Origin of the sequence: Kitasatospora sp. NPDC093558, assembly GCF_040683475.1 — a bacterium.
GTDB lineage: Bacteria > Actinomycetota > Actinomycetes > Streptomycetales > Streptomycetaceae > Kitasatospora.
This window is the reverse complement of sequence record NZ_JBFBDY010000106.1, coordinates 6,903-18,092: the sequence shown is the minus strand read 5'-3', so window position 1 is coordinate 18,092 and position 11,190 is coordinate 6,903. Positions and strand designations below refer to the sequence as shown.

The window sequence follows — 11,190 nt, the reverse complement described above, 5'->3', positions numbered from 1 at the left end:
CCGGTCCCACTCGTCCTTGCTCAGATCTCCCCGCCCCATGACCAGTACAACGAACCGATCATGCGACGGTCACAAGATCCGCCGTACAGAACCTAGTCCACCTGCCGTACAGCGCGGTGTCACGGTCGGCCCGTGGAGGGATGCTTGGCCGCATGGCGCTCGCGGCCCCCGGCCACACCGACACGCGGGACGGCGGCCCCGTGGTGCCCGCCGCGGTGGTCACGTACGGCCTGATCGCGGTCAACACGCTGGTCTTCCTGCTCGGCCCGGCCGCCGGACTCAACCCCCTGTACGGCACCGGGCAGGCCCGCGTCTGCGCCGAGCAGCGGTACGAGCAGCGCTGGGGCGCCGTCCCCGCCGAGCTGCTGGCCGGGCGCCCGCTGACGGCCGGCCAGCTCGCCGAGGCCCCGGACCCCGTCCCCGGCTGCCCGGCCGCCCCCACCCCGGGCAAGCGCCCGGCCGTCTCCGTCCTCACCGGCCTCTTCCTGCACGCCGGCTGGCTGCACCTGGCCGGCAACCTGCTCTTCCTCCACGTCTTCGGCCCCACCGTCGAACGGCGCGTCGGCCGGGCCCGCTTCCTCCTCTTCTACCTGGCCGCCGGGAGCCTCGCGACGTACGGCTTCGCCCTCGCCGAGGCGCACTCCCCGGACTCCACCCGTGTCCTGATCGGAGCCTCCGGCGCGATCTCCGCCGTCCTGGGCGCCTACCTGCGCTTCCACCCGCGCTCCCGGGTCACGACGCTCGTCCCGCTGCTGCTCTTCCTGCCGCTGCGGTTCCCTGCCTGGCTGGTGCTGGGCCTCTGGTTCGCCCTGCAGTGGTGGTCGGTGCACTCGGCCGGCCCCGGGGTCGCCTACCTCGTCCACGTGATCGGCTTCTGCGCCGGCTTCCTCTTCGCCTGCACCGTGGTCCGCCACCCCCCGAGACGGCCCGGCTGACGCCCGATACGCTGGCGCCACCCCACGAAGGAGCCGAACAGTGATCACCGCCATCGTCCTGATCAAGACCAGTGTCGACCGCATCCCGGAGATCGCCGAGGCCATCGCGTCCATTGACGGGGTCAGCGAGGTGTACTCGGTGACCGGCGGCTACGACCTGGTCGCGATGGTGCGGGTGCGCAAGCACGACGACCTGGCCGACGTCATCCCGGGCCGGCTGAACAAGGTCCCGGGCGTCGCGCACACCGAGACCCAGATCGCCTTCCGCACCTACTCCCAGCACGACCTGGAGGCCGCGTTCGCGCTCGGCCTGGACGAGTAGTCCTCAGCCCTCGCGACGGCCCCTGTCGATCTGCACAGTGGCCACGCAACGACCGTCCTCGTTGCGGTAGTTCCACGCCGCGCCGTCCGTGACCAGCGCGCGGACGGCGGTCAGGAAGCGGTCGACGTGCTCGTCCGGGGTCCCGGCGCCGAAGCTGACCCGGATGGCGTTCAGGCTGCGCTCACCCGGCAGCGACGGCTCCGGCGCACCGCACTCGGACGGTGCGACGTCCTCGTCGCCGAGCAGCGTGCGCACCAGCGGGTGCGCACAGAACAGCCCGTCGCGCACCCCGATGCCGTACTCGGCGGAGAGCGCCGCCGAGAAGTGCGAGCTGTTCCAGCCTCGGACGACGAACGAGAGCACGCCCACCCGCGCCGAGTCGGCACCGAACAGGTTCAGCACCTTGACCTGCGGGATCTCCGCCAGCCCGGCCGTGAGCCGGGCGATCAGCGCCCGCTCGCGGGCCTCCAGCGCGTCGAAGCCGGCCTCGGTCAGCGCCCGGCAGGCGGAGGCGATGGCGTAGGCGCCGATGACGTTCGGCGAGCCGGCCTCGTGCCGGGCCGGGCCGGTGCGCCACTGCACGGCCACCGAGCCGTCCGCCTCCCGCGCCACCGTCCGGGTCGCCCCGCCGCCGGCCAGGTAGGGCTCGGCCGCGTCCAGCCAGTCCGCCCGGCCGGCCAGCACCCCGGCGCCGAACGGCGCGTAGATCTTGTGGCCGGAGAAGGCGATCCAGTCGACGTCCAGCTCGGCCACCGAGACCCGGTGGTGCGGCGCGAGCTGCGCCGCGTCCAGCACCACCCGGGCGCCGTACCGGTGCGCGGTCGCGGTCAGCTCGGCGACCGGCCACAGCTCGCCGGTGACGTTCGAGGCGCCGGTGACGCACAGCAGCTTGGGGCCCTCGGGCGCCGCGGCGAGCGCGGCGTCCAGCGCGGCGACGGCCTCGGCGTGCGAGCGCGGCGCGCGCAGGTAGGTGACGTCCAGCCCGGCGTGGGCCCAGGGCAGCAGCGAGGCGTGGTGCTCGGTCTCGAACGCGAACACCCGGGTGCCGGCGGGCAGCGCGGCGGCGAGCAGGTTGAGCGAGTCGGTGGTGGCCCGGGTGAAGACCACCTGGTCGTCCTCGCGCAGGCCGAGGAACTCGCCGACGGTCCGGCGGCTCTGCTCGAACAGGTCGGTGGACAGCTGCGAGAGGTACCCGGCGCCGCGGTGCACGCTGCCGTAGTAGGGGGCGTACGCGGCGACGTCGTCCCACACCCGCTGGAGTGCCGGCGAGCTGGCCGCGTAGTCGAGCGGCGCGTAGCCGACCTTCTCGCCGTTGGCGAGCGGCACCTGGACGTCGTGGCCGAGGACGGCGAGCGGGGCGGAGATGTCAACGGAGACAGACATGAGGATGCACTCCTTCGGAGGTTGAGGGACCCCGGGAGTGCTGATCGTCCGGCGTCCGCGCTTGCCTCGCGGACGGATTGCCGCGCGACCCGGTCCTCACCCAGGGCACCCCGCCACGGACGGAGGGTTGCCGGACAGCAAGCTGGGGCTTGACGCTGTCACTCATGACCTGGCCAAGACTGTAGGTCCCGTCCGGCGGGTGGTCAAACGGGCGTCCACCATCCGGACACGCGAAGAGGCGCGCGAAGAGGCCCGCGGCAACGGCCTGCCGCGGGCCCCCAACTCGCTTGTCAGCCCCGGCTGGTGGCCTCCGACCAGCGCCGCAGCAGCTCCTGCGCCGCGCCCGAGTCGACGGCCGCCGCGGCCCGCTCCATGCCGGCCGCCAGCTGCTCGACGAGCGGCGCGTCGGTCAGCTCCAGCGCCACCAGCGCCGCCGCCGTGTTCAGCAGGACGGCGTCCCGCACCGGCCCGCGCTCCCCGGCCAGCAGCCGGCGCGCCACCTCGGCGTTGTAGGAGGCGTCCGCCCCGCGCAGCGCCTCGATGCCGACCAGCTCGATGCCGACGTCCCGCGGGTCGAAGGCGGTCTCGGTGACGATCCCGTCCCGCACGATCCACACCCGGGACGTCGTGGTGACGGTCAGCTCGTCCAGGCCGTCGTCGCCACGGAACACCAGTGCGCTGGAGCCGCGCCGGGCGAGCACGCCCGCGATCAGCCCGGCGAGCCGGGTGTCGAAGCAGCCGACGGCGTGCGAGGTGACCTTGGCCGGGTTGGTCAGCGGGCCGAGGATGTTGAACGCGGTCGGCACCCCGAGGTCGCGCCGCGCGGTCGCGGCGTGCCGCATCGACGGGTGGAACTTCGCCGCGAAACAGAAGGTGAGCCCGACCTCGTCGGCGACCTCGGCCACCCGCCGGGCCGACAGGTCCAGGGCGATGCCGAGCTTCTCCAGCACGTCCGAGGACCCGCTGGCCGAGGACGACGCCCGGTTGCCGTGCTTGACCACCTTGGCGCCGGCCGCCGCCGCGACGATCGCGGACATGGTGGAGATGTTGACGGTCTTGGCGCGGTCGCCGCCGGTGCCGACGATGTCCACCGCCGGGCCGGGGATGTCCAGCGGCTCGGCGTGCGCGTACATCGCGTCCACCAGGCCGGTGATCTCGTCGACCGTCTCGCCCTTGGCCCGCAGCGCCACCATGAACCCGGCGACCTGGACGGGGGACGCCTCGCCGCTCATGATCCGGTCCATCGCCCACGCGGTGGCCGAGCGGTCGAGGTCCTCCCCCTTCAACAGCGCCGACAGGAGGTCCGGCCAGGTGCGGACCACCTGCGCGGGGTCGGTACCACCGTTCGCAGGGTTCACGTTCACCATGGCTGACTCCAGCTGTGTCGGTTCCCCCGCGGGGGACGTCCGTACGGATGGAGTCAGCCTATCCAGCGGCGGGGCACCTCCGGCCCTGTCTTCTCTAGTACTGAGACGGCACCGCTCAACGCGTGGCGGGGGCCCGCTTGGCCACGCGCGCCCGCAGCAGCGTGGCCACCGCCCCGGCCAGCGCGACCGGGTCCACCGGGTGCGAGATCGCCGCGTCGGCCCGGCTCCAGGCGGCCAGCCAGGAGTCCTGCGGCCGGCCGATCAGCACCAGCACCGGCGGGCAGCCGTAGATCTCGTCCTTCAGCTGGCGCCCGAGCCCGAGCCCGCCGGCCGGCACCGCCTCGCCGTCCAGGACGCAGAGGTCGACGCCCCCCTTCTCCAGCGCCCGCAGCACCGCGGGGGTGGTCGCGCACTCCAGGTAGGACAGCTCGGGCAGATCCTCGGCGGGCCGGCGGCCGAGCGCCGTCAGCACCTGCTCGCGGGTGTTGCGGTCGTCGCTGTAGACGAGGACGGTGAGCGTCTCATCGGTCGTGTACGCCATTGACCCTGCTCCCTCAAGTGTGATCCGGACCACGTTCGCCTGACCCGGATGCTACTCCGGATCACCCCCGCCCGAGCCCTCTCCCGCGCGCGTTCCTTCTCAAGGCGCCGCGCCCGGGGCTCACCCGCCCGGAGGACGCCCCGTCACCCGGACCCGCGCAGTCCACCCGGACGGCCGACAGCCCGCCGGCTCCCCTACCCCGGGGCGCTGCGCCGACCGTGCATCGACACGCTGGGCAACGGGGTCCAAGGGCGCTCCGAGGAACCGTCAGAAAAGGGACACCCCGCTGCTCAGGTACCGTCCGGGCACCCGGCCACCCCCCAAGCGGGCATACCTCACGCACCGGACACTCCGAGGGACACCCCCCGGCGTGAAGACGGAATAAGGGACCGACATAATGTCCGTCGTGGCGACAGCAACAGCAGTAGAAACCGGGCACGCGCACGGATCGGTCAACCGGCCGAACATGGTCAGCGTCGGAACGATCGTCTGGCTCAGTTCCGAGTTGATGTTCTTCGCGGCCCTCTTCGCGATGTACTTCACGCTCCGCTCCGTCAAGGGGCCGGAGTTCTGGACCGAGAAGGCGCACGCCCTCAACGTGCCCTTCTCCTCGGTCAACACCACGATCCTGGTGCTCTCCTCGCTGACCTGCCAGCTCGGCGTGTTCGCCGCCGAGCGCGGGGACGTGAAGAAGCTCCGCTCGTGGTTCGTCATCACCTTCGTGATGGGCGCGATCTTCATCGGCGGTCAGATCTTCGAGTACACCGAGCTGGTCAAGAAGGACGGCCTCTCGCTGTCCTCCGACCCGTACGGCACGGTGTTCTACCTGACCACCGGCTTCCACGGTCTGCACGTGACGGGTGGTCTGATCGCCTTCCTGCTGGTCCTGGGACGGACGTACGCAGCCAAGCGCTTCACGCACGAGCAGGCCACCGCCGCCATCGTGGTGTCGTACTACTGGCACTTCGTCGACGTCGTGTGGATCGGCCTGTTCGCGACCATCTACCTGATCAAGTAACCAGCTGATCAGGTCGCTGGCCACCGGCTGCGGCCCCCGCCCTCACCGGCGCAGGGCCGCTTCTGCCGGTGCCGACGCTCCCACCGACCGACCGCGCGCGCAGCCCTAGCCAGAGGCAGCCTCGTGCCGGCCAGACCGGCAGCCGGGTGCACCCACCAGTCGACCAGATCCTGACACCGGGGTTATTCCGTGAAAAAGCTCTCCGCACGACGGCGCCACCCATTGGCGGCGCTGGTCGTCCTACTTCTCGCCCTGGCGGCAACCGGGGGGCTGTACGCCGTGTTCGCGCCCGCCGACAAGGCGCAGGCCGACGTCGCCGCGCAGTCGCTCGCGATCGACGAGGGTAAGAAGCTCTTCGCCGTCGGCTGCTCCTCCTGCCACGGCCTGAACGGCCAGGGCAGCAGCGACGGTCCGAGCCTGGTCGGCGTCGGCTCCGCCGCCGTCGACTTCCAGGTCGCCACCGGTCGCATGCCGGCCCAGCAGCCCGGCGCCCAGGTCCCGCGCAAGAAGAACATCTACACGCAGGGCGAGATCGACCAGCTCTCCGCCTTCGTGTCCTCGCTCGGCCCCGGCCCGGTCACGCCGCTCCCGGAGCAGTACACCTCGACCAACCCCGAGGACATCTCCAAGGGCGGCGAGCTGTTCCGCACCAACTGCGCCCAGTGCCACAACTTCGCCGGCCAGGGTGGTGCCCTGACCAAGGGCAAGTACGCGCCGTCGCTGGAGGGCGTGGACGCCAAGCACATCTACGAGGCCATGCAGACCGGCCCGCAGAACATGCCGTCGTTCCCGGACACCACCATGCCCGAGGAGCAGAAGAAGCAGATCGTGGCCTTCGTCCGCCACACCACCAACGATGAGCCGAACCCCGGTGGTCTCACGCTCGGCAGCCTCGGTCCGGTGACCGAGGGTCTGTTCGGCTGGATCTTCGGTCTCGGCGTGCTCATCGCGGTCGCGATCTGGGTCGCCGCCCACACCACCAAGGCCAAGAAGTCATGAGCCACGACATGTCAGAAGAGAAGCTTCCGGAGCACCACGGCTCCGCCGGCGAGGTGGCCGACCACGGCGACCCGTTCGCCGACCCGGGCCTGCCGGCCCACGAGCCCCGTCGCACCGACATCGACGAGCGGGCCGCCAAGCGCGCCGAGCGCCAGGTCTCGCTGATGTTCGTGATCTCGATGATCGCCACCATCGGCTTCATCGCGTCGTACGTGGGCATCGACCCGGACAAGATCGTCTACATCTTCCCGCTCGGTCACGTCAGCGCGCTGAACTTCGCGCTCGGCCTGACCCTGGGCGTCGCGCTGTTCCTGATCGGCGCGGGCGCGGTCCACTGGGCCCGCACCCTGATGTCGGACGTCGAGATCCCGTCCGAGCGTCACCCGATCGAGGCCGACGAAGAGGTCCGCGCGGACGTCATCAACCAGTTCAAGACCGGTGCCGCCGAGTCCGGCTTCGGTCGCCGGAAGATGATCCGCAACACCCTCATCGGCTCGATGGCGCTGGTCCCGCTCTCCGGCGTGGTCCTGCTCCGCGACCTCGGGCCGCTGCCCGAGAAGAAGCTGAAGGAGACGGGCTGGAAGGAGGCGACCCCGGCCAAGCCGCTGCAGCTCATCAACATGAGCACCAACCAGCCGATGAAGGCCGATGACATCGTCGTCGGCTCGCTGACCTTCGCCATGCCCGAGGGTCTGCACGTCCACGACGAGGACTTCCAGCAGGCCATCGCCAAGGACGCCCTGATGCTGGTGCGCATCGCGCCGGAGGACATCAAGGACGACAAGTCCCGGGAGAAGGGCTTCGAGGGCATCCTCGCCTACTCGAAGATCTGCACCCACGTCGGCTGCCCGATCAGCCTCTACGAGCAGCAGACCCACCACGCGCTCTGCCCCTGCCACCAGTCGACCTTCGACCTGTCGGACGGCGCGCGCGTCATCTTCGGCCCGGCCGGGCACCCCCTGCCGCAGCTGAAGATCACCACTGACGAACAGGGTCACCTGGTCGCCACCGGCGACTTCGACGAGCCTGTCGGCCCGAGCTACTGGGAGCGTGCTCGATGAGTAGCGCGAGCAGCACCACCTCCGGTGCCGCCAAGCCCACCAGCACGCGTGCCAACCCCGCCAACAAGTGGGAGGCCGCGGCTGACTGGACGGACGGCCGGCTGGGGATCTACTCCCTCGCCAAGTCCAACCTGCGCAAGATCTTCCCGGACCACTGGTCCTTCATGCTGGGCGAGATCTGCCTCTACTCGTTCATCATCATCATCCTGACCGGCGTGTACCTGACGCTGTTCTTCAAGCCGTCGATGGCCGAGGTCGTCTACAACGGCTCGTACGTGCCCCTCAAGGGCATCGGCATGTCCGAGGCGTACGCGTCGACGGTGAACATCAGCTTCGAGGTCCGCGGCGGTCTGCTGATCCGCCAGATCCACCACTGGGCCGCCCTGGTCTTCGTGGCGGCCATGCTCGTGCACATGATGCGCGTGTTCTTCACCGGCGCGTTCCGCAAGCCGCGTGAGATCAACTGGGTCTTCGGCTTCCTGCTGCTGGTCCTGGGCATGTTCGACGGCTTCTTCGGCTACTCGCTGCCGGACGACCTGCTGTCGGGTACCGGTATCCGCTTCATGGAAGGCGCGATCCTCGCCGTCCCGCTGGTGGGCACCTACATCCAGATGTTCCTGTACGGGGGCGAGTTCCCCGGCACCGACATCATCCCGCGGTTCTTCACGATCCACGTGCTGCTGATCCCGGGCATCATGCTCGGCCTGCTGGTGGCGCACCTGATCCTGGTCTTCTACCACAAGCACACCCAGTGGGCGGGCCCGGGCAAGACCGAGAAGAACGTCGTCGGCATGCCGCTGATGCCGGTCTACATGGCCAAGGCCGGTGGCTTCTTCTTCCTGGTGTTCGGCATCATCGCCGCCATCTCGGCGATCGCCTCGATCAACCCGATCTGGGCGTACGGCCCGTACCGCCCCGACCAGGTGTCGACCGACGCCCAGCCGGACTGGTACATGGGCTTCTCCGAGGGCCTGATCCGCGTCATGCCGGGCTGGGAGATCAGCCTGTGGGGCCACACGCTGAACCTGGGCGTGTTCGTCCCGCTGATGATCTTCCCGCTGGTCCTGGTCGCGATCGCGGTCTACCCGTTCATCGAGGGCTGGATCACCGGCGACAAGCGCGAGCACCACATCCTGGACCGCCCGCGCAACGCCCCGGTCCGCACCGCCCTGGGTGCCGCCTGGATCAGCCTCTACCTGGTCCTGCTGATCGGTGGTGGCAACGACCTGTTCGCCACCCACCTGCACCTGTCGCTCAACGCGATCACCTACTTCGTGCGCACCGGCTTCTTCGTGGTGCCGGTCATCACCTTCATCGTCACCAAGCGCTGGTGCCTCGGCCTCCAGCGCCGCGACAAGGAGAAGGTGCTGCACGGCCGCGAGACCGGCGTCATCAAGCGCCTGCCGCACGGTGAGTTCGTCGAGGTGCACGCCCAGCTGCCGCAGAAGGACCTGTTCAAGCTCACCGCGCACGAGCAGAACGAGCCGGTCGAGCTGCCGGCCCAGACGGACGAGAACGGCGTGGCCGCCAAGGCCGGCGTCCTCACCCGCACCCGGGCCAAGCTGTCCCGCGGCTTCTACGGCGAGGGCAGCCAGATCCCCAAGCCCACCGCCGAGGAGCACCACGAGATCACCAGCGGCCACGGCCACCACTGATCCCGTACGCACCGCAGCGCCACACCCGAGGGCCGCTGACCAGAGTTCTTCTGGTCGGCGGCCCTCGGGCTTTCCCGTCCCTCCAGCCCCTCAGGCACCCTCAGGAGCCCACCGTGCAGCTGTCCGTCGACCCCGCCTCCGCCACTCCCCCGTACGAGCAGATCCGCGCCCAGGTCGCCGAGCGCGCCCGTTCCGGCGAACTGCCCGCCGGGCTGCGGCTGCCGACCGTCCGGGCGCTGGCCGAGGAGCTGGGCCTGGCCGCCGGGACGGTCGCGCGCGCGTACCGGGAGCTGGAGGCGGACGGCGTGGTCGAGACGCACGGCCGGCGCGGCACGCTGATCGCGGCCACCGGCGACACCGCGCACCGGCTGGCCGCCGAGGCCGCCACCGAGTACGCCGAACGGGTGCGCCGGCTCGGGCTGTCGCGCGGGGACGCCCTGGCGGCGGTGGACACCGCCCTGCGGCTCGTCTTCCCGGAGGGCTGAGGACGGCCTCCGGGGGCCGCTCAGACCTCCGGGCGGATCATCCCCGTGGCGGGGGCCTGCGAGGTCGGGACGGTGGTGCTGAGGGGCTTGCCGAGGGAGCTGTGCTTGACCCAGTCCGCCCAGGAGACGTTCCAGTCCCCGAAGCCGTTGCCGAACGGCTCCATCGTGGCGCCGCGGCTGTTGACCACCGTCACCACGTCCCCCACCCGGGTGTTGTCGTAGAACCACTTGGCGTTGTCGGTACTCATGCCGGTGCAGCCGTGGCTGACGTTCTCGTAGCCCTGCGAGCCGACCGACCAGGGCGCCGCGTGGACGTACTCGCCGCTCCACGTCACCCGGGTGGCCCACTCGACGTTGAGGTCGTAGGCCTCCGAGCTGCCGGTGGCTATGCCGATCGTCTCGCCGTTCATCCGCACCGAGCGCTCCTGGCCGAGCACCACCTTGACGCCGTTGCGGGTGTCGAAGCCGGGCTTGCCGGTGGTCACCGGGATGGTCCTGACCACCTCGCCGGCGCGCTTCAGGGTGAGCTCGTGGGCGGCGGCGTCGATCACCGACTCGACCCGCTCCCCGATCCGCAGCTTCAGGCTGCTGCGGTCACCGCCGTACAGGCCGTCGGAGATCCGGGTGCCGGTGCCGTCGAAGGCCAGGCCGACGGTGGTGCCGACGGGCCAGTACTCCTCCGGACGGAAGTGCAGGTTCTTGTCGTCCACCCAGTACCACGCGCCGGTGACGGCGGGCTGGGAGGTGACCGTCAGGGCCTGCTCGACCTCCTGACGGGCCTGCGGGTCCTTGACGGCCTCGGAGAGCTGCACGGTGAGCGGCTGGCCGACCCCGTAGAGGCCGCTGCCGGAGGAGTCCGGGCCGAGCTTGGCGGTGAGCAGGCGCTGGGCGGCGATGGTGCTGAAGTCCTGGGTGGTCTCGCCGCGCCCGCCCTTGCCGTCGTCCGCGGCGATCCGGACGGTGTAGGACGCGGAGGCCTTCAGCCGGCCGGTGGTCTGCCAGCTGCGCTGGTCGTCGGCGAGCTTGCCGGCGACCACCCGGCCGTCCGGGCCGACCACGGTGACGTCGGTCAGCCTGCTGCCGTCGACGGCGGTCACGGTGACCGACTGGGCCGGGTCGACCTTGTCCCCGGCCGAGAGGTGGACCAGCGGCGCCGCGTCGACCTTGTGCGGACCGGTGGGTTCGTCGTCACCACCGGCCGAGCAGGCGGCGAGCGGGGTCAGTACTGCGAGGGCCAGCGAGATGCCGCCGAGACCCGCTATTCCGCGCCTGTCGGCCATGACCGCCTCCGGGGGTTCGCACGATTGATCAGATCGTAGGAACGGCTTGCCACGGAGCGACATCCGAGCGACCCCACGTTCACCCGGGTGAGTGAGGGGCTCACCCCGGGGACGCAACAGGGGCCGGACCTCCCGGGCGGGAGG

General features: G+C 70.8%; 11 protein-coding genes and 1 riboswitch. Of the genes, 7 read left to right on the top strand and 4 right to left on the bottom strand.

All coding sequences use genetic code 11. From position 1 onward, the window contains the following. Positions 1-152 precede the first annotated feature (152 nt). Both AB0O00_RS13745 and AB0O00_RS13740 read left to right on the top strand, forming a co-directional pair. Entirely contained in the window at positions 153-935 is a 783-nt protein-coding gene (locus AB0O00_RS13745; protein ID WP_363651348.1) for a rhomboid family intramembrane serine protease, read from the top strand. 40 nt (positions 936-975) lie between these two features. After that, positions 976-1,257 (top strand): Lrp/AsnC ligand binding domain-containing protein, encoded by a 282-nt coding sequence (locus AB0O00_RS13740; RefSeq protein WP_363651346.1) that lies wholly within the window; start codon positions 976-978, stop codon positions 1,255-1,257. 3 nt (positions 1,258-1,260) lie between these two features. Here the strand turns inward: AB0O00_RS13740 and AB0O00_RS13735 are convergent, their stop codons facing one another. From AB0O00_RS13735 to AB0O00_RS13725, 3 genes are all read right to left on the bottom strand, one after another. Beyond that, a complete protein-coding gene (locus AB0O00_RS13735) occupies positions 1,261-2,640 on the bottom strand; it encodes an aminotransferase class V-fold PLP-dependent enzyme (protein ID WP_363651345.1) in 1,380 nt (459 codons plus the stop codon). Positions 2,641-2,692: 52 nt separating this feature from the next. Next, positions 2,693-2,810: riboswitch (SAM riboswitch) on the bottom strand. 120 nt (positions 2,811-2,930) lie between these two features. Beyond that, the gene (gene trpD / locus AB0O00_RS13730; RefSeq protein ID WP_363651344.1) at positions 2,931-4,007 is read right to left on the bottom strand and encodes an anthranilate phosphoribosyltransferase; all 1,077 of its coding nucleotides are present in this window, start codon (positions 4,005-4,007) and stop codon (positions 2,931-2,933) included. Between the two features lie 115 nt (positions 4,008-4,122). Continuing rightward, complete coding sequence (locus tag AB0O00_RS13725) at positions 4,123-4,548, bottom strand: hypothetical protein (RefSeq protein ID WP_363651342.1); 426 nt, start codon at positions 4,546-4,548, stop codon at positions 4,123-4,125. Between the two features lie 397 nt (positions 4,549-4,945). On the opposite strand from AB0O00_RS13725, the gene AB0O00_RS13720 reads away from it, so the two are divergent. The 5 genes from AB0O00_RS13720 to AB0O00_RS13700 all read left to right on the top strand — a co-directional run bounded on the left by AB0O00_RS13720 (position 4,946) and on the right by AB0O00_RS13700 (position 9,766). Then, positions 4,946-5,566 carry a heme-copper oxidase subunit III gene (locus AB0O00_RS13720; protein WP_030301107.1) on the top strand — a complete coding sequence of 207 codons (621 nt, stop codon included), beginning with the start codon at positions 4,946-4,948 and terminating at the stop codon, positions 5,564-5,566. A 189-nt stretch (positions 5,567-5,755) separates the two neighbouring features. Beyond that, positions 5,756-6,565 (top strand): cytochrome c, encoded by an 810-nt coding sequence (locus tag AB0O00_RS13715; RefSeq protein WP_363651340.1) that lies wholly within the window; start codon positions 5,756-5,758, stop codon positions 6,563-6,565. A gap of 8 nt (positions 6,566-6,573) precedes the next feature. Next, a complete protein-coding gene (locus AB0O00_RS13710; RefSeq protein WP_363651338.1) occupies positions 6,574-7,626 on the top strand; it encodes a Rieske 2Fe-2S domain-containing protein in 1,053 nt (350 codons plus the stop codon). Then, positions 7,623-9,281 carry a ubiquinol-cytochrome c reductase cytochrome b subunit gene (locus tag AB0O00_RS13705; protein ID WP_363651336.1) on the top strand — a complete coding sequence of 553 codons (1,659 nt, stop codon included), beginning with the start codon at positions 7,623-7,625 and terminating at the stop codon, positions 9,279-9,281. Before AB0O00_RS13710 ends, AB0O00_RS13705 begins: the two co-directional genes overlap by 4 nt. 113 nt (positions 9,282-9,394) lie before the next feature. Further along, the gene (locus AB0O00_RS13700) at positions 9,395-9,766 is read left to right on the top strand and encodes a GntR family transcriptional regulator (protein WP_363651334.1); all 372 of its coding nucleotides are present in this window, start codon (positions 9,395-9,397) and stop codon (positions 9,764-9,766) included. Between the two features lie 20 nt (positions 9,767-9,786). Here AB0O00_RS13700 and AB0O00_RS13695 read toward each other — a convergent pair whose 3' ends face one another. Continuing rightward, positions 9,787-11,046, bottom strand: a complete 1,260-nt coding sequence (locus tag AB0O00_RS13695) for an Ig-like domain-containing protein (RefSeq protein ID WP_363651332.1) — start codon at positions 11,044-11,046, stop codon at positions 9,787-9,789. Between the last annotated feature and the right edge of the window lie 144 nt (positions 11,047-11,190).

Excerpts from the sequence above, each read along its gene's own strand:
- AB0O00_RS13710 (WP_363651338.1), top strand. The coding sequence starts at position 6,574 with ATGTCAGAAGAGAAGCTTCCGGAGCACCACGGCTCCGCCGGCGAGGTG.
- AB0O00_RS13695 (WP_363651332.1), bottom strand. The coding sequence starts at position 11,046 with ATGGCCGACAGGCGCGGAATAGCGGGTCTCGGCGGCATCTCGCTGGCC.
- AB0O00_RS13705 (WP_363651336.1), top strand. The coding sequence starts at position 7,623 with ATGAGTAGCGCGAGCAGCACCACCTCCGGTGCCGCCAAGCCCACCAGC.
- AB0O00_RS13745 (WP_363651348.1), top strand. The coding sequence starts at position 153 with ATGGCGCTCGCGGCCCCCGGCCACACCGACACGCGGGACGGCGGCCCC.
- trpD (WP_363651344.1), bottom strand. The coding sequence starts at position 4,007 with ATGGTGAACGTGAACCCTGCGAACGGTGGTACCGACCCCGCGCAGGTG.
- AB0O00_RS13720 (WP_030301107.1), top strand. The coding sequence starts at position 4,946 with ATGTCCGTCGTGGCGACAGCAACAGCAGTAGAAACCGGGCACGCGCAC.
- AB0O00_RS13725 (WP_363651342.1), bottom strand. The coding sequence starts at position 4,548 with ATGGCGTACACGACCGATGAGACGCTCACCGTCCTCGTCTACAGCGAC.
- AB0O00_RS13735 (WP_363651345.1), bottom strand. The coding sequence starts at position 2,640 with ATGTCTGTCTCCGTTGACATCTCCGCCCCGCTCGCCGTCCTCGGCCAC.